At 39.8% G+C, this 24,236-nt stretch carries 20 protein-coding genes, 1 other RNA gene and 1 other annotated feature; of the genes, 11 read left to right on the top strand and 10 right to left on the bottom strand.

All coding sequences use genetic code 11. The annotated features are described in order from the left end of the window. Position 1: 1 nt before the first annotated feature. The 6 genes from secDF (at position 2) to dtd (ending at position 8,368) form a co-directional block, all read left to right on the top strand. On the top strand, positions 2-2,254 hold the full coding sequence (gene secDF / locus IEX94_RS06800; protein WP_188856578.1) for a protein translocase subunit SecDF: 2,253 nt from the start codon (positions 2-4) through the stop codon (positions 2,252-2,254). Positions 2,255-2,274: 20 nt separating this feature from the next. Further along, complete coding sequence (locus tag IEX94_RS06795) at positions 2,275-2,613, top strand: LapA family protein (protein ID WP_156856272.1); 339 nt, start codon at positions 2,275-2,277, stop codon at positions 2,611-2,613. A gap of 51 nt (positions 2,614-2,664) precedes the next feature. After that, positions 2,665-4,983, top strand: coding sequence for a single-stranded-DNA-specific exonuclease RecJ (gene recJ / locus IEX94_RS06790; RefSeq protein WP_188856577.1), 2,319 nt, complete (start codon positions 2,665-2,667; stop codon positions 4,981-4,983). Continuing rightward, entirely contained in the window at positions 4,973-5,485 is a 513-nt protein-coding gene (locus tag IEX94_RS06785) for an adenine phosphoribosyltransferase (RefSeq protein WP_188856576.1), read from the top strand. The genes recJ and IEX94_RS06785 overlap by 11 nt, the downstream gene beginning before the upstream one ends. Positions 5,486-5,691: 206 nt before the next feature. Then, positions 5,692-7,896, top strand: coding sequence for a RelA/SpoT family protein (locus tag IEX94_RS06780; protein ID WP_188856575.1), 2,205 nt, complete (start codon positions 5,692-5,694; stop codon positions 7,894-7,896). Positions 7,897-7,921: 25 nt separating this feature from the next. Further along, positions 7,922-8,368, top strand: coding sequence for a D-aminoacyl-tRNA deacylase (gene dtd, locus IEX94_RS06775; protein ID WP_156856268.1), 447 nt, complete (start codon positions 7,922-7,924; stop codon positions 8,366-8,368). A gap of 48 nt (positions 8,369-8,416) precedes the next feature. Here the strand turns inward: dtd and IEX94_RS06770 are convergent, their stop codons facing one another. Continuing rightward, a complete protein-coding gene (locus IEX94_RS06770; RefSeq protein WP_188856574.1) occupies positions 8,417-9,478 on the bottom strand; it encodes an N-acetylmuramoyl-L-alanine amidase family protein in 1,062 nt (353 codons plus the stop codon). A gap of 183 nt (positions 9,479-9,661) precedes the next feature. Here IEX94_RS06770 and IEX94_RS19985 point away from each other — a divergent pair, with 183 nt between their 5' ends. Both IEX94_RS19985 and IEX94_RS19980 read left to right on the top strand, forming a co-directional pair. After that, positions 9,662-9,787 carry a hypothetical protein gene (locus tag IEX94_RS19985; protein ID WP_268239582.1) on the top strand — a complete coding sequence of 42 codons (126 nt, stop codon included), beginning with the start codon at positions 9,662-9,664 and terminating at the stop codon, positions 9,785-9,787. Beyond that, complete coding sequence (locus tag IEX94_RS19980) at positions 9,784-9,912, top strand: hypothetical protein (protein WP_268239581.1); 129 nt, start codon at positions 9,784-9,786, stop codon at positions 9,910-9,912. Before IEX94_RS19985 ends, IEX94_RS19980 begins: the two co-directional genes overlap by 4 nt. Before the next feature lie 303 nt (positions 9,913-10,215). Here the strand turns inward: IEX94_RS19980 and IEX94_RS06765 are convergent, their stop codons facing one another. The 7 genes from IEX94_RS06765 to IEX94_RS06735 all read right to left on the bottom strand — a co-directional run bounded on the left by IEX94_RS06765 (position 10,216) and on the right by IEX94_RS06735 (position 18,063). Next, positions 10,216-10,560: a BPTI domain-containing protein gene (locus IEX94_RS06765; protein WP_188856573.1), complete on the bottom strand. Its 345-nt coding sequence runs from the start codon at positions 10,558-10,560 to the stop codon at positions 10,216-10,218. A gap of 209 nt (positions 10,561-10,769) precedes the next feature. After that, positions 10,770-11,120: a PTS sugar transporter subunit IIA gene (locus tag IEX94_RS06760; protein WP_229782605.1), complete on the bottom strand. Its 351-nt coding sequence runs from the start codon at positions 11,118-11,120 to the stop codon at positions 10,770-10,772. Next, on the bottom strand, positions 11,107-11,862 hold the full coding sequence (locus IEX94_RS06755; protein ID WP_229782604.1) for a ChbG/HpnK family deacetylase: 756 nt from the start codon (positions 11,860-11,862) through the stop codon (positions 11,107-11,109). Before IEX94_RS06755 ends, IEX94_RS06760 begins: the two co-directional genes overlap by 14 nt. Position 11,863: 1 nt before the next feature. Continuing rightward, positions 11,864-13,147, bottom strand: coding sequence for a PTS cellobiose transporter subunit IIC (gene celB / locus IEX94_RS06750; protein ID WP_188856572.1), 1,284 nt, complete (start codon positions 13,145-13,147; stop codon positions 11,864-11,866). Further along, entirely contained in the window at positions 13,147-13,467 is a 321-nt protein-coding gene (locus IEX94_RS06745; RefSeq protein WP_188856571.1) for a PTS sugar transporter subunit IIB, read from the bottom strand. Before IEX94_RS06745 ends, celB begins: the two co-directional genes overlap by 1 nt. A gap of 104 nt (positions 13,468-13,571) precedes the next feature. Continuing rightward, complete coding sequence (locus tag IEX94_RS06740; RefSeq protein WP_188856570.1) at positions 13,572-14,867, bottom strand: 6-phospho-beta-glucosidase; 1,296 nt, start codon at positions 14,865-14,867, stop codon at positions 13,572-13,574. Positions 14,868-16,146: 1,279 nt separating this feature from the next. After that, positions 16,147-18,063, bottom strand: a complete 1,917-nt coding sequence (locus tag IEX94_RS06735; RefSeq protein ID WP_188856569.1) for a BglG family transcription antiterminator — start codon at positions 18,061-18,063, stop codon at positions 16,147-16,149. A gap of 420 nt (positions 18,064-18,483) precedes the next feature. Further along, positions 18,484-18,704: a binding site (T-box leader), on the top strand. Positions 18,705-18,777: 73 nt separating this feature from the next. Here IEX94_RS06735 and hisS point away from each other — a divergent pair. The 3 genes from hisS to ssrS all read left to right on the top strand — a co-directional run bounded on the left by hisS (position 18,778) and on the right by ssrS (position 22,084). Beyond that, positions 18,778-20,061 carry a histidine--tRNA ligase gene (gene hisS, locus IEX94_RS06730; protein ID WP_188856568.1) on the top strand — a complete coding sequence of 428 codons (1,284 nt, stop codon included), beginning with the start codon at positions 18,778-18,780 and terminating at the stop codon, positions 20,059-20,061. 1 nt (position 20,062) lies between these two features. Continuing rightward, positions 20,063-21,829, top strand: coding sequence for an aspartate--tRNA ligase (gene aspS, locus IEX94_RS06725; protein WP_188856567.1), 1,767 nt, complete (start codon positions 20,063-20,065; stop codon positions 21,827-21,829). A 75-nt stretch (positions 21,830-21,904) separates the two neighbouring features. After that, positions 21,905-22,084, top strand: a non-coding RNA gene (gene ssrS / locus IEX94_RS06720) — 6S RNA. A 45-nt stretch (positions 22,085-22,129) separates the two neighbouring features. Here the strand turns inward: ssrS and IEX94_RS06715 are convergent. Continuing rightward, complete coding sequence (locus tag IEX94_RS06715; protein ID WP_188856566.1) at positions 22,130-22,768, bottom strand: RsfA family transcriptional regulator; 639 nt, start codon at positions 22,766-22,768, stop codon at positions 22,130-22,132. Between the two features lie 75 nt (positions 22,769-22,843). Next, positions 22,844-24,136 carry a replication-associated recombination protein A gene (locus IEX94_RS06710; RefSeq protein ID WP_188856565.1) on the bottom strand — a complete coding sequence of 431 codons (1,293 nt, stop codon included), beginning with the start codon at positions 24,134-24,136 and terminating at the stop codon, positions 22,844-22,846. Positions 24,137-24,236: the final 100 nt, after the last annotated feature.

Here is a 24,236-nt window from a genome sequence, read left to right as displayed (position 1 = left end):
CATGAAAAAGAGAGGCAGACTCGTTGCCTTTTTTCTAATCGTGCTTATTTTTGGTACACTGATTGGAACAACGACAACTGGAGTTACAAAAAACATAAGTTTAGGATTGGATTTACAAGGTGGCTTCGAAGTCTTATACGAAGTCGAACCGATTGATGAAGAACAGGAGATTACCCGTGGCCTAATGGAGGGTACTGTTCAAACACTGAACGACCGGGTGAACCGTCTAGGGATTAGTGAGTCGGTCATTAACATTGAAGGAGAGAACCGCATACGTGTACAGCTTGCCGGTGTAGAGAATCAGCAAGAAGCGAGGGATATGCTTGCAACATCCGCGCAACTCTCTTTCCGTGACGTAAATGATGTCGAGCTGTTAGATGGTTCCGACGTCAAGCCGGGGAGTGCGAAACAAGACTTCGACCAAACCACGAATCAACCGATTGTTTCCCTCAAGCTGAATGATGCAAATAAATTCGGTGAAGTCACTACAGAGATTAAAGATATGGGACCACCTGATAATTTATTGGTTATTTGGATGGACTTCCAGGAAGGGGATTCCTTTAAAGAGGAAATACTAAAGGAAGAGCCGAAATTCGTGTCCGCACCAAGTGTTGATCAGACATTGCATACGACAGATGTCATGATAACCGGTGATTTCACGGTGGAGTCAGCGAAGGCATTGGCTGATATTATCAACTCCGGTTCCTTACCGGTCCATATGAACGAAATATTCTCTACTTCTGTTGGAGCTCAGTTTGGAGAACAGGCACTGAATGATACAGTCTTTGCAGGTATCGTTGGAATTGGCCTTGTCGTTCTATTTCTGATTGCCGTTTACCGCTTTACTGGATTCATTGCTTCCATCAATTTGATTATTTATACGTATCTTGTCCTCGTTGTCTTTATGGCGATGAACGGTGTATTAACACTTTCAGGTATTGCCGCACTGATTCTTGGTGTAGGTATGGCAGTAGATGCGAACGTTATTACGTTTGAACGCTATAAGGAAGAACTCCGGTCCGGTAAATCGGTGAAAGCTGCCTTCCAAGCAGGAAGCAAGAACTCCTTCCGTACGATATTAGATGCGAACATCACGACAATGATTGCAGCGGTTGTCCTTTTCATTTTTGGTACAAGCTCCGTCAAGGGATTTGCAACGATGTTAATTATCAGTATTCTCGTAAGTTTCATCACGGCAGTATTTGGAACGAGACTATTCCTAAGCTTCTGGGTGAAAAGTGGATTCTTGAAAAATAGAAAGACATGGTTTGGCGTTAAGAATAAAGAAATTAAAGATATTGCGGAACCAGAAAGGGAACCGAAACTATTTAACCGAGAAGTTAATATTGTAAAACACAGGAAAAAGTTTTTTGTATTTACGGGGATTCTTTTAGTGGCTGGGTTTGCAGCGCTAGCAATCTTTAAGATTAATCCCGGCATTGATTTTACAAGTGGATCACGAATAGAGGTAATCGCGGATGAACCGATTGATATCGAAGAGGTAGAACAGACATTTTCAGACCTTGGAGTGGAAGCGAGCAGTCTCGTGCCTTCTGGTGAAAATAATGAACTTGCTGTTGCTCGCTTTGATACGGTACTTTCCGATACAGAAATTACCGAAATCCAACAAACCTTTAATGAAAAATATGGCTTTGATCCAGGGATAAGTATTGTCTCCCCGATCGTTGGAGAAGAACTCGTGAAGAATGCGGTCTATGCGGTTGCAATTGCAGCGGTATTCATCATTATTTATGTTGCATTCCGGTTCGAATTGATATTCGGGGTTACAGCAGTCCTTGCACTTCTACATGATGTATTGATCATGTTGTTCGCTTTCAGTATTACGCAAATTGAGTTTGATATAACGATTGTTTCGGCAATCCTGACGATTATCGGTTACTCTATTAATAATACGATTGTAATCTTTGACCGAGTTCGGGAGAATATTCAATTTGAAAAACGGGTAACGTCTAATAAAGTACTTGCTAGGATTATTAATAAGAGTATTATTCAGTCGTTTACTCGTACAATGAATACGACAATATCAACATTAATTGCGATTCTTGCATTTCTTGTACTCGGAACGTCGTCCATCTTTACGTTTACTCTTGCATTAGTAATTGGGTTAGTTGCAGGTACGTATTCTTCCCTCTTCCTTGCAGCTCAAGTATGGCTCGTCTGGCGAGGGAAAAATCTCAAAGAAAAACCACTCGATTTCAGAAAGAAAAAACGAGTGGAAGGACCCCAAGTATAAGCTCTTAGGAGGAGATGGAAATGAAAGGTCAGGGTTACGTTATTCTGGCAATTGTACTAACGATTTTAATATCAATATTTGCCGTTATCAATATTGAGCCTGTCCAAGTGAACTATTTCTTTTGGAGTGCGACATCTCCTCTCATTCTCGTTATTTTGTTTTCCGTTTTAATGGGAGGACTCATTACAGCTGGTGCAGGCATGTTTAAAATCTTTCAAATGCGGAAGCAAATGATGAAGCTTGAGAAGGAACATAAGCTTTACCGGGAACGTTTGGAGAAAGCGGGCATCACACCACCTGTAATTAAAGAAGAAACAAAGGAGAAAAACGTTAAAACCGTTCCTAAAAAGAATAATTAAATTGCTACCCCTGCCGGTCTTTTGTATAATAGATTGGTCAGGGGTGAATTTATGTTACATAGCAAGGCAAACTGGAAAACATTAACAATTGAATCTGATGCAAAATTAATAAATGATATACCTTTTAAACTTTCTCCTGTTGTTGAAAAACTATTGCTGCAACGGGGGATTCGCTCGTCTAGGGAAGCGGAAAAGTTTTTATTCCCATCTTTGGACGATGTTCATCCACCTGAAAAGATCCAATGGATGGATAAGGCAGCCACGCGTGTAAGAGAAGCAATTGAACAAAATGAAAAGATTTTAGTTTACGGTGACTATGATGCAGATGGTGTCACTTCTACAGCTGTTCTCATTAAGGCTTTGGAAGAGCTTGGAGCAAATTGTTCCTATTACATACCAAATCGATTTACAGAAGGCTATGGACCGAATGAAGAAGCTTTCCGCCAAGCTTATGCTAACGGGTTTACAGTGATCATTACGGTGGATAATGGAATTACAGCTGTTCACGAAGCGAATGTGGCAAAAGCTCTTGGCGTTGACCTTATTATTACCGATCACCACGAGGCACAGAATGAACTCCCTGATGCTTATGCAATTATTCATCCCGCTCTCTCTGAGAATTATCCATTTAAAGAATTGGCTGGAGTAGGGGTTGCATTCAAGTTCGCTCAGTACTTACTTGGGTTTTTTCCGAAACATCTGCTCGGGTTTGTAGCGATTGGAACGATTGCCGATCTAGTTTCGTTAACGGATGAAAACCGAGTACTATCCTATTACGGACTGAAAGAATTAACAATAAGCAATACACCGGGAATTTCAGCATTAAAACAGATCTGCAAAATCGAAGGAAATGTGACAGAAGAAGATGTTGGTTTTAAAATGGGACCACGCTTGAACGCAGTTGGAAGGCTGCAGGATGCCGGTCTTGCCGTTGAACTTCTACTGACGGAGTTCCAAGAGGAAGCCCAAGAACTCGCTGAAGAAATAGATCAGTTGAATCAGGAAAGACAGCGGATTGTAGAAGTGATAAGAAAAGAAGCAGAGAAAATGGTAGACCCAAGCAAGTTCGGTGTTATGATTGTATATAAGGAAAATTGGAATGAAGGTGTATTGGGAATTGTTGCTTCTAGACTTGTGAAGCAATTTGATCGCCCAGCAATTGTATTGAACTTTAATCCAGAAACGAATGAATTAAAAGGTTCCGCAAGAAGTATTCCAGCTTTTGATCTATTCACGAATTGCATGAAAGTTCGCCATCTATTTTCAAAGTTCGGTGGGCATGCTCAGGCAGCGGGGATGACAATCCCTCTTGAGAATGTTGAAAAAATTCAGGAAGCACTTGACGGATATATGAAAGAGCAACTGACGGAAGAGGACTGCAAAGAAGAAATTATAATTAGTGGAGAAGTGGAAATCGCTGAGATAAACGAAGGGTTAATCGATGAAATCAATCGTTTGGCACCATATGGTATGGGGAATCCGAAACCTGTTTTCAAGATCGAACATATTCCTGCTGAAGGAAGGCAGATTGGAAGCAAGAAAAACCATTTAAAATTGCAATTCCGCGAAGATGGAAAGCTTTTGGATGGAATCGGGTTTGGATTTGGAAATCTTTATTATGCAATTTCGCCGAACACCCCTCTACAAGTAGTCGGGGAGTTAGGAATCAATGAATGGAATGGCAACCGTAAACCCCAGATTATGATTCAAGACATGCGAATAGAGGAATGGCAGCTATTCGATTATCGTGGCAGAAAAAATGTTGATTTCAGCTTTTTGGCAAATGAAGAAGTTATCGCTGTTTCGGAAAATCCGCTGGAATATAGCTTTATTCCCACAATCAGCTATGAAGCGAAAGACCAGGAATTACAGAAAGTTCCCCACCTGATTTTGTGTACACTGCCAGCTCGATTGAATGACTTAATTCAACTCATCCAGAAGATACAACCAGTTAATATTTATGCTTGTTTCCAATTAAATGACAGTGCCTATTTAAAGACATTTCCAACAAGAGAAGACTTTGTCTGGTTATATGCACTGTTTCATAAGCGTAAAACAATCGACATGAAGCGGGAAATCCAGTCCATCATGAAAGTAAAGTCTTGGTCTAAAGAACATATTGTTTTCATGCTGCGTGTTTTTTCCGAGCTTGAATTTGTTAGGATGGATAATGGAGTAGTTCATGTCAATCCAACCCCGGAGAAAAAGGATTTGGAAGCTGCTGATGTGTATCAGGAAAGGTTACGACAGTTAGAGATTGAACAGCAATTGTATTACTCCAATTATGAGGAGTTTAAAAACTGGTTTACACCATATATAAATTACCTTGAAACGGAAAAGTCCAAGGAGGAAATGATAAATGGATTATAATAAATATATTGAAATTGTAGATGACTGGCCGAAAGAAGGGATTTCTTTTAAGGATATTACCCCGCTCATGTCTGATGGTGATGCATTCCGCGCAGCAGTAGATGATATTGTTGAGTTTGCCAAAGAAAAAGAAGTAGACGTTATCGTCGGTCCGGAAGCAAGAGGATTTATTATAGGCTGCCCTGTTTCTTACGCGCTAGGCCGCGGATTTGTACCTGTTCGAAAAAAAGGCAAGTTGCCTCGTGAAGTGATTCAAGTAAACTACGGTCTGGAATACGGTGAGAATGTTCTAGCTATCCATAAAGATGCGATTAAATCAGGCCAGCGGGTTCTTATTACAGATGACTTACTTGCGACAGGTGGAACAATCGAAGCAACAATTAAACTTGTCGAAGAGCTCGGCGGAGTAGTAGCAGGCTGCGCATTCCTTATTGAGTTGAGCTATTTGAATGGCATTGATAAATTAGAAGGATATGAAGTTCTATCTTTGATAACGTACTAATATACACATCAGGTCTGGCTATATATTGGTCAGACCTCTTCTAATATATCCCCAAATTCGATCTTGTTCTTGTTTTTTCACCGTAATTATAGACAGTGGACGAATAAACGCATATAATGGAAGTTATTTAAAAGGATAATTATTAAGGAAACTTCCTTATCTACAGATAAGTCAAACAATTTTAGATAGTTGATAAAGGTGATTAAATGGCAAAAGATGAAGTTATAACAATTGAACAATTAATGGACAGGGCAAGTGAATATTTATCAACGGACGATCTAACCTTTATTAAACGCGCCTATGAATATGCAAAAAAATCCCATGAAGGCCAATTTAGAAAGTCAGGAGAACCGTATATCGTCCACCCTGTCCAGGTTGCTTGGATACTTGTTGATCTGCAAATGGATGCGGAGACCATTGCAGGTGGATTTTTACATGATGTCGTTGAGGATACTGAGACGACGCTGGAAGAAATTGAAGGAGAGTTTAATGAGGAAGTTGCTTTGCTTGTCGATGGTGTAACGAAACTTGGGAAAATCAAGTACGAGTCCAAAGAAGAATTACAAGCGGAGAACCACCGCAAAATGTTTGTTGCAATGGCAAAAGACATTCGGGTCATTCTCATTAAGCTTGCGGACCGTCTGCATAATATGCGGACATTGAAGCATTTACCACCACATAAACAACGGCAAAAAGCGAATGAAACAATCGAAATATTTGCCCCGCTTGCTCACCGTCTCGGAATTTCAACGATTAAATGGGAATTGGAAGACACCGCGCTACGGTATCTAAACCCGCAGCAATATTACCGCATCGTACAATTAATGAAACAGAAGCGAGAACAGCGTGAAACATATATTGAGGAAGTCATCAAGCAATTATCGATTCAACTGGATGAAGTCCATATTGAAGCGGAAATGTCCGGTCGTCCGAAGCATCTATATAGTATTTATCAAAAAATGGTGAAGCAAAACAAGCAATTTAATGAAATCTATGATCTGCTCGCTGTGCGGATTATTGTAGACAGTATTAAAGATTGTTATGCTGTGCTTGGTATTATCCATACAAACTGGAAGCCGATGCCTGGAAGATTTAAAGATTATATTGCGATGCCAAAACAGAACCTTTATCAATCCTTGCATACGACTGTTATCGGTCCGAAGGGTGATCCGCTTGAGGTGCAGATCCGGACAAAGGAAATGCATGAAATTGCAGAGTACGGGATTGCTGCACATTGGGCATATAAAGAAGGTAAACAGGCGAAGAGTGGTTCAGGCAGTTCATTTGAAGAGAAATTATCTCTGTTTCGGGAAATACTAGATTGGCAAAGCGAAACCCATGATGCGGAAGAGTTTATTGAGTCATTAAAAATCGACTTATTCTCTGATATGGTCTATGTTTTCACACCTAAAGGCGATGTGGTTGAACTCCCTTCAGGGTCTGTGCCAATCGACTTTGCCTATAAAATCCATACGGAAATTGGTAATAAAACGATTGGGGCCAAAATTAACGGAAAAATGGAACCCCTTGAATATAAATTGAAAAATGGCGATATTGTTGAAGTGATGACCTCGAAACATTCTTATGGTCCATCGCAGGATTGGTTGAAAATCGCAAAAACTTCACAAGCGAAAAGCCGAATCAAACAGTTTTTCAAGAAACAACGCCGGGAAGAAAATATTATCAAAGGGAAGGAAGCTGTCGAACGGGAAATCCGTGCGCTCGACATTCTTCCAAAAGAAGTATTAACCGAAGAGAATTTGAAACGAGTTTGTGAGAAATTCAGCTTTACGAATGAAGAAGATCTTTATGCAGCGGTCGGCTATCAAGGAATTACAGCAGCACTTGTAGCTACAAGGTTAACAGATACGATACGGAAAGATAGAGAAAAAGAAGAAAGTGTTAAAAAGATACTTTCCGAGGAATCGGCTGAAAAGACGAAAAAGAGAGCGCATCGTAAAGATTCAGGTGTTCGGGTAGAAGGAGTAGAAAACTTATTAGTACGTTTAGCGAAATGTTGTAACCCTGTACCAGGTGACGAAATCAGAGGTTATATTACGAAAGGACGGGGTGTGTCCGTGCACCGAGCCGACTGTCCGAATATCGATACGGAAGAAGCGAAGGAACGATTTATAGACGTATCTTGGGAAGACGATTATACAGACACGAAGCATTACTATGTCGATTTGCAAATTTCAGGATATGATCGTCAAGGAATGCTTAATGAAGTGCTTCACGCTGTAAGTGAAATGAAGACAAATATTACCCATGTGAATGGCCAAACGGATAAGAATAAAATGGCTGTCATTCAGTTGACAATTCTTATTCAAAATACGGGTCATTTAAGAAAAATTGTTGGCAGATTAAAGAAAATCCCAGATGTATACTCTGTAACAAGAACGATCAACTAGTTGTAAAGTAAGGAGAAATAGTGAAATGAAAGCAGTAATTCAACGCACAACCAATGCATCCGTAACCATAGATGGTTCCGTCGTAGGTGAAATCGATCACGGTCTCGTCGTATTGCTTGGGGTGACACATGAGGATACCGAGCAAGATGTTAATTATTTAGTGAATAAAATCATCAATTTGCGTATATTTGAAGATGAAAATGAAAAAATGAATTTGTCTTTAAAAGATGCGGAAGGAAGCATTTTGTCAATTTCGCAGTTTACGTTATATGCGGACACGAGAAAGGGAAGAAGACCAAGTTTCGTTCATGCGGCAAAGCCTGACGTGGCTAATCGTCTATACGAAAGTTTTAATGAAGCACTGCGGCAGGAAGGTATCCATGTAGAAACCGGTGAATTTGGTGCTATGATGGACGTTAACCTAACCAACAACGGTCCAGTCACTATCCTAATCGACAGCAAAGATAAATAAAAAAGAAGCAGGGATATGTAATAATTGCATCCCTGCTTCTTTTTTTGGTTATTCGGTGTCTGCGAAATAACGCTGCAGACCGTTGATAATACCGGTCACCATTTTCTTTTGATATCCCGTGCTATGTAATAGCTCATCGCTCTCTTCATTGGATATAAACCCGAGTTCAAGCAATATACCAGGATTAAACGTTAGGCGGGTGACATATAAATCTTGATTAGAAATTCCTCTATCTTTTTCATTTGTTTCCTTAATAATTTCATCATGGACATAAGTTGCAAGCGATTCATATTGATCATGATAATAGAAAGACTCAATACCTGAAACACTTGGAACTTCAGGGAAACTATTGTAATGGATACTTAAGAAAGCATCCGTATTGATAACGTTAGCTAAGCTGGAACGGCTTTCTAGAGGGATGAATTCATCATTCTGTCGAGTCATAACGACTTCTGCTCCAAGTGCCGTCAATTCCCTTTCCAACTCTCTAGCCGTCAAGTAGGTAATGTCCTTCTCGTAGGATCCGCTAATACCAATTGCTCCGACATCTCTACCGCCGTGTCCCGCATCAATTATAATGGTTTTACCCCGCAGACTAGTGTTCCGGTTACCGGTTTGTTCAATATAATCTCGTAGAACAAAACCTGATACCTTATCATTTGTAATCTCCAGCCAATTTTCCGTTTCCGAGACAACTTCAAATTCTTCATCCTTATCGGTAAATGCAACAATATCAGAACCGGGAGAAGCTTCTTCTCTTAGATGGGTTCCATCTTGCTGAATCGTCACAGTAGACAAGGAAGGTTCTTCTAATTTTTCCTCCTCTTCTTTTGTTTCCTTAACTGGATCGTCCTCTTCATTTATCGTCACAAACTCTTTTGTAATCCAACCTTCCGAATCGGCATATTGAATTTTTATCCACTCGTCCGTTTCTTCAAGGATTTCATATTCATCCCCGCTGTTAACTTGTCCGATACGATCGAAATCTGTACCAGGTCCAGTTCGGACATTCAATTTATCTTCTTCGATCATTGCATTTTTTGCAAAAGCCGTTGAAGTAAGTAATAAAAGAAATGTGAAAGAGAGGATGATAATCTTTCTGAAAGACAAATTTGTTCCTCCAATCTATAAGTACAGTCAATAGTAGTATTCTAAAGTATAATAAATTTTTGTGCTAGTGGCAAAGCTAACGGTGCAGCTCGGAGTCTCGTTTTCAGGTTTTTTGAGGATAAGATATTTCTTGTGTTTAGATAAAACTTGAAGGGTCTCTTCTTTTGAATAAAGGTGATTGGAATGAATAAAATTTCCTATTTCACCCTAAGTTATGAGAAAGAGCAATATGAAGCTGTTTTTATGCAAGCTGCATTGACAGATGTTTTAAATGAATTAAATCTAATTTCGTCGTTAAGGAATATGTGAATGGAGAACTTAAATTAGAACAAACTGCAGAGGTATTAGCTGATGTCTATACGGATTATGTAAAGACTTCAGAAGTAGCGGAGGAACACGAAGAAATCTTAGCAGAGATTACGTATGCCCCCTGAGCTGTGTTGCATCTAGTTCTTGTTGTTACTTTGAGGGGCAACGCTATGAGCATTGCGGAGCCACATGTGTCTATTATAATTACGCTGTTGGCGGTTCACCAATCAATGCGTTTGACTGGTGTTGTGTAACGCATGACAGAGAGCTTCAAGGCCCGCCACCGCGTCCGAGTAGATGTGACGCTCATAAGAATTTATTAGTTGCTCGAAGGGTATGAAAGGACCTGGTACTACTACGATTTGTAATGGAATTCGACTAGCCGGTGTATTGACGGTTGCGGATACATTGGTTAAAAATAAATTATTCTAGAAAGAGTAAAATATGTCTGTCAAAAATGGTACGACAACGCCCAAGAGAAGTAGAGCAATGACAACGTACAGGATGGTCCCGGCTATCAGCACAATCCATTTTCTATTCTTATATTGGTACCAGTAATTAACACCCCAGAGCAGAATCGTGATAATATCATAACCGATTAGGAGGCCGTATGGTCTTGGAGCTGGGCTGATATTTACGATGGAGAAAAAAGCGATAAAACCGATAAAGCCGAGTAAGAGCCAATTGACAACATGCACAACAATTTCATAAAAAGTAACATTTTTTTCATTAAACCACCACCTCGGTTTATATGCCATGAATTTTTTTATCATATCATCGTCTCACTTTAGAAACTTTTTATAAAGTACTAAGCTCCAGTTATAGTATTAAAGATTTGGCTATAAAGTAGCTTAGTACTATAAAAGGCTATTCTCTTTCACGCTATTCTGCAGATGAAGCAGATTAACAGTAAATATTTTTACAATAGATATAATGCGCTAAGTTTCTTTCCGCAGTTAAGCCCTTCATTTATTATTCAAAACTAATCCTTTCCTGCACGAATCCATTCCTCCACACGTCTTTCCAACCGATGCTGGTTTCCGTAAAGATGAATCATCTCTTCTATCAGTTCTTTTTCAGACATAACCGTCATTAAGTGATCCTGAGCGTGTACAAGAAGGATGGATAATCCGCCTAAGTTTTCTTTTGCTTCTTCTTGAATAAAACGTGTTTGTATTTTGTGTGCTTGCAGTAATTCTTTGGAAGCTTCTTCTAAACGATTCTGTGTGTGCGAGAAATCTCCAATTCTTGCTTGTTGCAGAGCTTCATGCAGGGCATTTTTAGCATTTCCAGCGTATAAAATGATTTGCATGGATAAATTATCTATATTCATGGTGTATCCCTCCAAAATGAACCAGCTCCATTGTTTGGTCTTCGATGATTTCTTTTAATCGATGGTCTATTAAGATTTCTAATTCCTTCATTCTTGTTTCTGTATAGCTGCTTGCTGCAAGGAGCCATGGATCTAGAAAAGCCGGATGGCACATGACTTCACTTACACCATTTTCTATATTTTTCAAGATTGATTCGAGATAAGGAATGGTTACATTCTCTGTACCGTAAAAGTCATAATATAACTTGTCCGTACTATCCACAGTACGCCAGTGATTTTCTGTGAAGGAGCGGACCGGCAGTTTATATGCTTCAGCTACTTCTAAGACCGCTTCCAATGCTTCTGGTAGATGTAAATGCATATGATGGTGGCTGTCAATATGCGTAACATTGGGATACCATTGTAACAATAATTCCAGCTGTGCAAGCAATTCGTCTTTTATATCTGATTTCTTGGCGGATTTCATTAGGGAATGACCAGTTAAAAATTGTCCTGAATGATCAATTAAACTTGGTACATTCTTAGAAATTGGCTTTCCGGCATCTAGTGCAAAATGTAAACCAATGCCAAGATTGGGGCAGTTTTTTGCCAATACTAGGCTTTCTTTTGCGAAAGGACTATTTACCATTGCTGTGGTACTAGTGACGATACCAAACTGATGCGCATAGAGAATTCCTGCTGTAACACCTGGAGTCATCCCGAAATCGTCCGCATTAATAATTACTTTCTTTTTGGTTCGCATATCAGTCATCCTCATCATCAGCCAATGTATCTTCTTTATTTTCTTCTTCCTCTTTTAACAGCTGTTTGTCGTACATTTTAAAGAATGGGAAGTAGATAAGCATCGCTACGAAAATATTTACAATCATTAGTATGCCGCCACGGAAATCACCTGTTGTTAATATACCGGAAAATGGAGGTGGTGTTGTCCATGGAACAATGGCATAAGGTTTGCCGACCAAGCCAATAGACATGGCAAAATAAGTGATGATCCCAACTGCCAGAGGAGCTAGAATAAATGGAACAATTAACAATGGATTCATGACGATAGGTGCACCGAAAATGACGGGTTCACTAATGTTGAAAAAAGCTGCTCCTGCTGAACCTCTTCCAAGTCCTTTTAAATGTTTAGATTTTGCCATAAAGAGAAACAATAGAGTAAGCGCCAGCGCCATACCTGATCCACCTACTGCCCACCAGATTGCCATATAAGGCTGACCAACAATATGCGGGAGTTCTTCTCCAGCTTGCTGTGCAGCTACGTTTTGTTCTGTTAGACTATACCAAATTGGAGCCATGACACTGGCTACAACAGAAATGCCGTGAATTCCAAAAGACCAGAGCAGGTGAATTAATATAATCGCAACCATTGCGCCCCAAAAGCTTGAGCCGAGCATTTGCAGAGGCTCTCTTAATACCGCTCCAACAATTTCATGTAAAGATAGGTTCCACACACCGCTAAGTAGGAGATCTATTCCCCATACTACTGCGACAATAACGGCTCCAGGAATAAGTGCAGTAAATGCTCTCCAAACGGAAGGAGGCACACTTTCAGGCATACGAATGACAATATGTCGCTGTTCAAAGAAGCGGAATATTTCTACAGTAAGAATAGACAAAAGGATAGCGATAAAGAGTCCTTCGCTTCCTAGTAAGTTAAGTGGGATGTTTCCATCTTCCGTCAAAGGTGTTGCAACAAAAAATGCTGCGATACTTAAAACTCCGGCTGAAAGTCCGTCCATTTTATAGCTTTTTGCCAAGCTGTAAGCGATAGAAAATGCTGCAATTAATCCGAGTAATCCAAAAGTGGCATCTACAGGAATGCTTAATTTAGCAGCATATGGAGCCATAAATTCTGCCCATGACTCAACGGGTGGGGAGGAAATAATTAAAAATACACTTCCTATGATCAACAACGGCATTACAGCAATAATGCCATCTCGTACCGCTTTTAAATGACGTTGTTCCGCAAGTCTTCCCGCGACAGGCATGAAATAACGTTCCATAAAACCTTGAAACCCATTCATTAACCTTCTCTCCTTTGTTTATTTTTTAAATCTAGAGCTTGTTTTAGCACCTTTTTTCCGTCTAGCATTCCATAGGCTTTCATATCGATAACAGCTATTGGTACACCAGCTTCTTCTGCTTTCTTGAATATTTCTCTTTTTTTGTAACGAATTTGCGGTCCAAGTAGGATAATATCTGCGATCTTCAGCTGTTCTTCTAAATCATCCACGGAATAAGCCTCAATCGTAGCATCAATTGATTGATTAGCAGCTTCATTATTCATTTTTTTTACAAGTAAACTGGTGCTCATTCCAAGTGCGCATAGCAGTACAATTTTCATTTTCCAAAACCTCCCGAATGTATTTTGCATAAAGTAAATGTTTAATCAGTAGGGCGTTCTAGTTAGTTAACCCATGATAAACACAGTTTGTACAAGATATAGTGCTAACTCCAACCTAAATAAGATTTATTTACTGCCAGCATGTCGTCGAGAACCTCTTTAGCCTTGTTTGCGGAAGGAATCAGTGGATGAAGCGTTAAAGCTTGCAAAGCAATTCCTTTATCTCCAGTTATAGCTGCTTCAACAGTGAGTTCTTCATAAGCTTTGACAACCTGCATAAGCCCACGAATTTGTGGTGAGGCTTCTGATGTTTGTAATGGTGTAATTTGATGCTTTTCAACAACACAATTGATTTCTACACAAACATTGTCCGGTAAACTAGAGATTGCTCCATTATTTCTGACATTCAATGTATGAATTTGCTGTGTATCCAAATGAATGGATTTAATCAGCTGTACAGCCGCTTCAGAATAATAAGCACCTCCCCGTTGTTCCAATGCTTTCGGCTTTATGTCTAACTCTGGATTTTGATAAAGTTCGAACAGTTCTTTTTCTACTTTCTGCACGTGATCTGCTCGTGTTTCTTTTTTTTCGTACTCTGCTCTTTGTTTTTTTAATATCTCATCGGTCTGATAATAGTATCTATGATATCCACAGGGGATAGCACCAAGTGATTGGAGAAAATCTGTATCCCAATCAAAATTTGGTATATTAGCAGCTTCATAACTATCTGATTTTCCTGTGAGAATATCTTGGATACGTGATTGACCATTAATATACAGTCCGGTTATCCAAATTAAATGGTTAATTCCGATAAAGTGAATTCGTACATCCTCTACTGGTACATCGTAAACTGCAGCGAATTTTTTATAGAAATTAATAGGGTTATTACAAAGCCCGACTGCTTTAATTTTGGAATGCTTCAGTACCGCTTCTGTTACTACACCAGCAGGATTGGTGAAATTTAATAACCACGCATCTGGGGCTAACCTTTCCATCTCCTTACAAATTTCTAAAATAACCGGAATGGTTCGAAGCGCTTTCATAAATCCTCCAGCACCGGTTGTTTCTTGACCAATAACGCCATGCTTCATAGAAATATATTCATCATTTCTTCGCATTTCCAATTGCCCGACTCGAATTTGTGTGATTACATAATCTGCACCTTTAATCGCTTTTTCTCGATCCATGGTTGCAATGATACGAATAGGGAGACCTGATTTTTTAACCATTCTATTTGCGAGTGCTTCGATGATTTGAAGCTTTTCTTGTCCTGTTGGTATATCGACAAGCCATACTTCTTTTATCGGAAGGTGGTCTGCTTCTGCAATAATGCCCTCCAAAAGCTCTGGAGTATAAGAGGACCCACCGCCGATAATTGTTATTTTGATAGACTGCATGTGCTCTTCACCTCTCCTTTCTTACTTTTATTGTATTTTAAACCATCGAACTTTTGCACCGAGTCTTTTTCCATTTGCAAAGGAAAAAAGTCAAGTGGATAATACTGGATTTTTATTAAAGAAGATTTTATCACGGAGAAGCGCCCGTAAAACTCCCGCCTCCAAATAAAGAGTGAGAATAAATTTATTTAGGCGGGAAATAACGGGCGCTAACTCGGAGTAGCCGTCAAGGCAAGAATCTAATGGAGTGAAAGTCTCCTGTCATCAATTGATCGGTTCAGATGACTAGTATATCCAATGCGTGGGGAGGTAACAAACCACGTTCTGCTTGGAAGTAAAAGTCACTGCGGTTTAACTCTACACAGAGAGAGTAAGAGTCGGAATAGTTAGAGTGGCGAGCAAGTCTGGAGGCCAAAAGGCTTTAACGAATACTGCAGACCCGAAAACCCGTACCTTTAAAACTGTTTATAAGGAAGAATGCGAAGCGCCGACCTGAGTTAGTGGGGAAGGCCGATGTTCTATGGGAAGAAACGGTCAAGTGCACCATAGAAGCTGCTGGGGTAGGGGGTTGGCATCCAGAGAAAGATTTTCAGAGATAACGACGGGAAGGTCCTACTTCCAGCTGGGATAAAACAACCAGCAAAGACAACCATATAAGCTATCAGCGAAAGTGGTATGGATGATTTAGGATTGGCGCATGAGGTTGTAGTAGCGAGGAGGAAAGGGTAATGCCTTTCTAAGTTTATGGAAATAAACTTCTATAACAGTAACACCAAAATAGAGCAAAGAACCCTGGGCATCTGGGACGCCATCGAGAAACAATAGAACACCAAGTCTATAAAAGTTAAAATCTTTTCCGATGGCTAGCGCATAAGTAAACTTGCAAAATAACGGGTGAATATGTGTGTTGACATGTAAACCTGTATTATGTGAGATAGACTTATGTAGCGACAGTAATCCAGAGTCAGAACCGGACTCGGGAAATCCGACCGTCCGGGATCGTAGGGGGCTAAAGGAAATGTGGTTCAATGTTTGAATGCGCGCGCCAGTTTTTTACCCGACCCTGAATCACTTAGGCTAATTCAGTGGGAGAAAAGAAGCATACTAAGTTCGCGACGTCTTGGGGTTGGGATTGCGATTACTCACCCCAGCGTAAAGAGCTGTGCATCGAAAACTCCAACTGAATGAAGTTTCGTTTTATTCATGGTTTGAATGAAGAAAAATCGGGAATGGAGGGTAACCAAATAAGGCCTTTAAATCCAGAAGTATCCATTCGGATTTAAAGGCCTTTCCATTGCTGTAAAGTATGTTTAAATTGTTTAAATGTCGTACAGGCGATTAACCTTTGAATCAAATCCTTGTCCTCTAACAAATCGCCTAACTCTTCAAACATACTTTTGATCTCTTTTTGTTTTCCTTTTTGTATACTTAATAGAAAAATTAGCTGCACAGGCTTGTTCCCCCATTTAATAGGCTTAACTAACGTCATCACAGACCAGAATGTATGTGTATTTTCTGGATCAAGTGGATGAGGAATTGCGACGAGATTACCAAAGCTGGTGGGTGCATAGTTTTCTCGTTTTAAAACGGAATCAAGATAATTATCATTGGAAAATCCTGCCTTGTAAATTTCATTGCACATAAAATGAAGAATGGAATCTGGATGTTTGAAATCTTGCTGCAAGTAGGTAAATGATTCATAAAGATAATGATCTGTCATATCTTTTCCTTTGCTTAGGAGATCCTTTATTTTAGAAAGATCTGTTTTTCCTAAAATCGTACTTACTTGAATAACCGGTTTTTCAGTATCCCAGGGAATCGGAATGGTTGTGATGATTAGATCAATATAATCCAATGAATGATATTTTAAGTTATGCATTTCTGTTGTTCCGACAATAACTAAGTCTTCTGATAACATGTTTTTAAGTTTATATTTTAAGAGATGTGCACTGCCCATTCCAGAAGCGCAAACGATAAGGCAACGTTTTTTGTTGGAAAGAAGCTGCTTTCTTCGCTCTTGAGCTACTTCAATATGCAATGCGAGATAAGCAATTTCATCTTCATTGATTTTGATGGATTTCTCTTCAATCAATACTTCGCTTCCAGCTACTGCTGCTTCAAACGATAAAGGATAATTCATCTTTATCTCATCCAACATTGGATTTCGCATATTCATTTGATATTGATAACGATTCATTGCCGGCTTTAAATGTAACGCTAATGCAAGCTTCAATTCTTCGTCTTCTTGTAAATGAAACTCATATTGCTGGTCGATTCTTTTTATTATTTGTTCTGATAGTCGAAGTATTTCCGCATCAATAACTTGATGAGTTTCTGTCGTACTGTCTTCGGGAGAAAGGAGTTTTGTTCCCATTAGATGTATCGTTAAATAAGCGACTTCATTATATGGGAAAGTGATAAATAAATCTTCTTCAATCTCACGTAATATTTTTTGGGCAACTTGGTATTCCATCGTGTCTTGTAAACTGGCATCATCTATTTCTGTTTGGATTGTGTTGTTTTCTCTGAGGCGTCTAATGGAAATAGCCAAATGTGTGATTAAGTTATGAAGGTTTATATCTGAAATAATGATCTTACTTTGTCGCAAGTTGGATAAAATCGTGTTGCTAATCATGTTCAAATCTTTTTTATTTAAGATAGGTAAATCCATATCATGACGTAGTAGGGAGATACTTTGCTGAAAGAGCCATTCAGCAATACAAAAACGAATTTGCATTTCGTCGCCTTCTACTTTTATTCCGTAGTTTGGTTTCTGCTTCAGTGTAAGTTGATAGTCTGCTAAAATTTTACGAACCTGACGTAAATCATTTTGTAACGTTGAACGGCTGACATAAATCTTTTCCATTATTTCATCTATCTTGATATAGTCCGTTTGCAGTAATAATGTTTCCATCAAAAAATGGACCCTATCTTCTGGTTCAACAGGGATATCCTGTTCCATATGATGTTGTAAAAAAACAGCCATTTTTTTCTGGTCATTATCTGTTAAGGCATACCCTTTCCCGCGTACAGAAACAATTTCTAGACCGTAATCAGATAAAAGTGGTTGTAGATTTTTAATGTCATTTCGAATCGTCTTGGAACTAACATGGAGCTCTGCAGCTAATTCTTGACTGGTTAAAGATTTCTCGGAAGTGAGAAGTAGATGTAAAATCTGTTTCCATCGTACATTCATATAGCAACCCTCTTTAGTTCTTTATTCTAATCACAATATATCATGATAACCTTTATTCGACTAATCACTAACTTTAATAATTAAGGTATTTCAATATTGATTGGATTCTCACGGTTGGAAATTCAGAGAGCTAAAAGAAGTATTTATTTGCAAAAAAGAAAGACGATGGAAACGTCTTTCTATATAGCTCTATATTGATGGTTGGAAGGGTCGAACGGTGTGAAATAGGATACAGTATAATCAAGGCTAACCATTTCACTATATTCAAATACTCTCCCGTCATGGAGGATACCTCGATTGATGATCTTCATTGCCGCAGTTCCCTTTTTGCAATTTAAATTGTTCTTATACAATCGTTCTTGACAATTTTCTTGGAACAGCTTATGATTATAATCATTCAAATAAGCTACGAATAAATAGACAATACCGTTGATGGAAAAAGTAATTGGAAACTAGGTAAAGCAGAGAAGAGATGTCACTGGCTGAGAGCATTTCTATACGATAGTCCAATGAAAGACATTCCAGAGGATATAGACCGAAAATTAGAGTAGGGATATACGTAGACAGGCGTTAACTGTGTGTAGAGCGGATGTATTTACATCAACTAGGGTGGCAACGCGGGCAAAAATCCCGTCCCTTATTTTTATAAGGGACGGGATTTTTATATATTTTTTCGAGGAAATAAATTTGTAGAAAGTAAAGGAGGAGATGGTGTTGAGTATGAATGCACCACGAGGAACGGTTGATATTTTACCGAAAGATGTCAAAGCTTGGCAATATGTTGAAGAACAAATTAAGGAAATCTGTAAGAGATATCATTATAAAGAAATCCGTACTCCTGTCTTTGAGCATACAGAAGTGTTCCAGCGCGGAGTTGGTGATACGACGGATATTGTCCAGAAAGAAATGTACACGTTTGAGGACCGCGGCGGGAGAAGTTTAACGCTAAGACCTGAAGGAACAGCTGGCGTCGCCCGGGCCTATGTGCAAAATAAGCTGTATGGAGATGTGAATCAGCCAGTTAAACTTTATTATTTTGCAGAAATGTTCCGTTATGAGCGCCCGCAAAAGGGTAGAATGCGTCAATTGAATCAGTTCGGTATCGAAGCGCTAGGCAGTGCGGATCCCGCTATTGATGCGGAAGTGATTGATTTAGCAATGACGGTTTATCAATCATTAGGATTAACTTCCTTGAAGCTTGTCATTAATTCCCTAGGTGATAAAGAAAGCAGAGAGAAGCACCGTCAAGCATTGATCGACCACTTCACTCCGCATAAAGAAGAGCTATGTGCCGACTGTCAAGTCCGCCTCGAGCAAAATCCGTTACGTGTCCTCGATTGTAAAAAGGACCGGGACCACCCGGCAATGGGAACAGCACCATCGATTCTTGACTTTTTGAACGAAGAATCGAAAACGTATTTTGAGGAAGTAAAAGGGTACTTAGATGCGATGGGAATTGACTATGTCATAGATCCTACCTTAGTTCGCGGGCTGGATTATTATAACCATACGGCTTTTGAAATCATGAGTGATGCAAAAGGATTTGGAGCGATAACAACACTTGCTGGTGGTGGAAGGTACAACGGAATGATCGAGGAGTTCGGTGGGCCAACTACACCTGCTATCGGTTTTGGAATGGGCTTGGAGCGTCTTCTGATGGCCCTTGAAGCTGAAGGGGTTGAAATACCGGACACGGACAAATTAGATTGTTACGTCGTTGCTGTTGGTAAGGAAGCGGAACAAGCAGCTGTTCGCCTAGTTCATGACCTGCGTGCAAATGGTGTGCAAGTTGATAAAGACTATCAAATGCGGAAGATGAAAGGCCAATTGAAAGCAGCGGACCGTTACGAAGCTAAATATGTCCTAATCCTTGGTGAAGAAGAGGTAAGCAACAATACGGTAACAGTAAAGGAAATGGCTACGGGTGAACAACAAGTTCTACCGATGGAAAATATAGTTGATACGCTGACAGGGAAATTAACAGGAGGTAGTAAGTAAGATGACAAGAATTTATGCCGGAACAATAAATGAAGAGCATATCGGTCAAACAATTCTGCTCAAAGGTTGGGTGCAAAAGCGCCGCGACCTTGGTGGATTAATTTTTATTGATTTACGTGACCGATCAGGTGTTGTGCAAGTAGTATTCAATCCAGATGAATCAGCAGAAGCACTCCAGATCGCTGATACAATTCGTTCAGAATATGTGGTGGAGATTTCAGGGAAAGTTGTCGCACGTGAAGCAAGTACCGTCAATTCATTGATGAAAACCGGGAAAATAGAAGTCGTTGCTTCTTCTGTAGAAATTTTAAATAAATCCAAGAATCCACCATTTATGATCAAAGATGATACGGACGTTGCGGAGGATTTACGGTTGAAATATCGCTATCTTGATCTTAGACGTCCGGGCTTGCAGGAAACGATTAAATTACGTCACCAAACAACACAGGCAATCCGGAACTTTTTAAACAATGACGGATTCCTTGAAATGGAGACACCGATTTTAACGAAAAGTACTCCAGAAGGTGCTCGAGACTATCTCGTGCCAAGCAGGGTCCATCCAGGGGAGTTTTACGCCTTGCCACAATCTCCGCAGCTGTTTAAACAATTAATTATGATGAGTGGTTTTGAGAAGTATTACCAAATTGCCCGCTGTTTCCGTGACGAGGACTTACGTGCAGATCGTCAGCCTGAATTCACTCAGATTGATATTGAGACTTCTTTCCAGACAAGCGATGATATTATGGCGATGACCGAAAAAATGATGCAATATGTTATGAAAGAAGTTAAAGGAATTGATATTACGTTACCGTTTCCGCGCATGTCGTACGATGATGCGATGAATCGCTTTGGTTCGGATAAACCTGATACGAGATTCGGTATGGAAATTATCGATGCTTCACCTATTTTCAAAACATCCGAATTCAAAGTGTTTAAAGGGGCGATTGAAAATGGAGGAAGTGTGAGACTGTTGAATGTGAAAGGTGAAGCAGCTAATTTCTCCAGAAAAGATATTGATAAGCTGGCTGAATATGTTGATGTATACGGTGCTAAAGGACTTGCATGGTTGAAAGCGGAAGGAGCAGAGCTAAAAGGACCAATTGCCAAATTCCTAACTGAAGAGGAAAAGGCACAGTTGATAATAGAGGTTGAAGTTACAGATGGAGACTTATTATTATTCGTTGCGGACAAGAACCAGGTTGTTTTTGACAGTTTAGGTGCATTGCGTCTAAAACTTGGAAAAGAGTTGGATTTAATCGATCAGTCGATTTACAATTTCCTATGGGTAACAGACTGGCCATTGCTTGAGTATGACGAAGAACTTGACCGTTTCTTCGCAGCACACCACCCATTCACTTCTCCGGTAGAAGGTGAGCTCGATAAATTATTGACAGAACCTGAGAATGTGCGTGCGAACGCGTACGACCTTGTCTTGAACGGATATGAATTAGGAGGAGGCTCCATCCGTATTTATCAAAAAGAAACTCAGGAAAAAATGTTCCAAGTTCTTGGTTTTTCAGAAGAAGAAGCACAAGAACAATTCGGATTCTTAATGGAAGCTCTTGAATACGGTGCACCTCCACATGGGGGTATTGCTTTAGGGCTTGACCGGATTATCATGCTGCTTGCCGGCCGTTCAAACTTACGTGATACAATCCTGTTTCCTAAAACGGCCTCGGCTTCAGATCTATTAACGGAAGCACCAGGCGGAGTAGCGGAAGAACAGCTGAAAGAATTATCGATTCAACTTAGAAAACAAAAAGATTAATCAAAACGATTTGGTTATCATTTGATAATTCTAAAAAGCTATGTTAATATAAATTTACAATCAAAAGAATATCAAAAAATCCTGATGTGTGCGTCCATACGAAGTATTTTGACCGAACACCAATTGATAGGGAGCCTGGAAGTTTCCATCCTGCCATACCGTCTACTGCAGACAATATCAGCAGTTTGGAACAGGGCACCCACCTGCTAAAAGCGGGATCAAAACTTTTAAATGGACGGCACGATCGGGATCTCGTACATAATAAAAAGCGTAACGGCCATAGCCGTTACGCTTTTGGTTTTAGTTTGATGAAGGGTTAGCTAGTTGTTCAAGGTTTCCATTCTTATCCATTCGGAAACTCGGGGAGGTGAAGGATCGTTCATCTTTTAAAACGGTCATTCTTCTCGCCCGGTCCATGATCTGAATAAACGTCTGGTAATCATCCTGGATTGTTTCCAGTTGTTTTTCCGTCTGTTTCAATTGCTTCTCAAGCTTCGTAATTTCATCTTTTAATTGTTCGTTTTCTGTTAATGCTGCTTCTGTTGTCGCTTTTGACTGGTTAGAAACATAGTAGTCCTGTTTTACTTCATTCAAGAATGTGAGAACCATATCAAATGTAATGTCTTCCGTAACTTTTCTGTCAGCTACTATTTCCCTGCTTTGATTTGGTTGTTTCGGAGCAGGTGAGAAATTTTGTTTTGCTTGCTTTCGTTTTAGTTCTTTCCGTTGCCGTTTTGCTAAATCAATCGCATTGATATATTTATTACGAACTTCAGCATTCCATCTGAATCCACAGGCAGCAGAAGTCCGGTTTAATTTATCCCCAACTTCTTCAAACGCATTCAGTTGTGTACTTCCTTCCCTAATATGCCGCAACACGGTTTCTGCCAGCAATAGATCATCCTCATGGGACCAGGCGTCTTGTCTCACTTTGGCCATTTTATCCAACTCCTTTTTCTAGGCAAAACAATAGATTATCATGTTGCTAGTTATTATTGCCTCAAGAAAAAAGATTTATACGTCATTCTTTGGAAAACTCATTTCACGTTCGATTTTTTCATAGACATGTTTCATTGCTTTCTCAAATTTACCAGTATCTTTAGGCTCATAATATCTCTTGTTTTTAATCCGGTCCGGTAAATATTGTTGCGCGACCCATGCCCCGTCATAATTATGCGGATACTTATATTCGATTCCTCTGCCTAAATCTTTTGCACCTTTATAATGACTATCTTTTAGGTGTGAGGGAATGTCACCGCTTTTCCCACTACGCACGTCAGCGAGAGCGCCGTCGAGAGCTTTGTAGGCTGTATTGGATTTAGGAGAGAGGGCAAGTTCTACAATTGCAACAGCTAATGGAATCCTTGCTTCCGGAAACCCGATTCTTTCCGCGGCCTGTACAGCGGCAAGTGCACGTGGTCCTGCTTGTGGATTAGCTAACCCAATGTCTTCATACGCGATAACAAGCATTCTTCTTGTGATACTATCCAAGTCGCCTGCTTCAATTAATCTAGCTAAATAATGAAGAGAAGCGTTCACATCGCTCCCGCGGATCGATTTCTGGAATGCTGAGAGCACATCATAATGCGCATCCCCTCCCTTATCATGGGAAAAACTTTTCTTCTGCATACATTCTTCCGCAGCTTCCAGTTCAATGACAATTACATCATCCGCATTTGGTGGAGTTGACATTGCCGCAAGTTCTAGACCATTCAAGGCTGCGCGCATATCCCCGTTGGAGCTTTGAGCAAAATGATCGAGCGCTTCCGGAGTCATTTCAATGTCCATCTCACCTAATCCACGTTCTTTGTCCTCGATTGCCCGAAGTAATGCTGTTTTTACATGTTCAGGTTCCAGGGATTCGAGTTCGAATAAATGACATCTACTTCGGATAGCCGGGTTGATGGAATGATAGGGATTGCTTGTTGTACAACCAATCATCGTAATGAGATTTGTTTCAAGGTGAGGGAGGAGAAAGTCCTGTTTCGCTTTATCTAAACGGTGGACTTCATCCAAAATAAGTACAAGATTTCCACTTAACTTTGCCTCTTCAACAACGATTTCCATATCTTTCTTTTTATGTGTCACTGCATTCAATAATCTCACTTGAAGGCCTGCTGTTTTGGCGATGGCAAACGCAGTAGAAGTTTTCCCAGTACCTGGTGGGCCGAACAGAATCATGGATGCAAGCATATTCGCTGTTACCATACGTTGGATTAACTTCCCTTCTCCAACTAGATGTTCCTGGCCAATAACTTCATTGATATGAGTTGGTCGCATTCGTAGTGCTAATGGTTGTTGTTTCATAACTACCGTCCTTTATTAGTCGTTATTCTTTTTATGATATATCAATTTGTTAGCTATCCTAATAATTCTCCCTTAAAAGTAACCGAAAGAAACTACTGAT

Origin of the sequence: Oceanobacillus indicireducens (assembly GCF_014647195.1) — a bacterium.
Lineage (GTDB): Bacteria > Bacillota > Bacilli > Bacillales > Amphibacillaceae > Oceanobacillus > Oceanobacillus indicireducens.
This window is presented reverse-complemented; position numbering and strand designations above follow the sequence as displayed.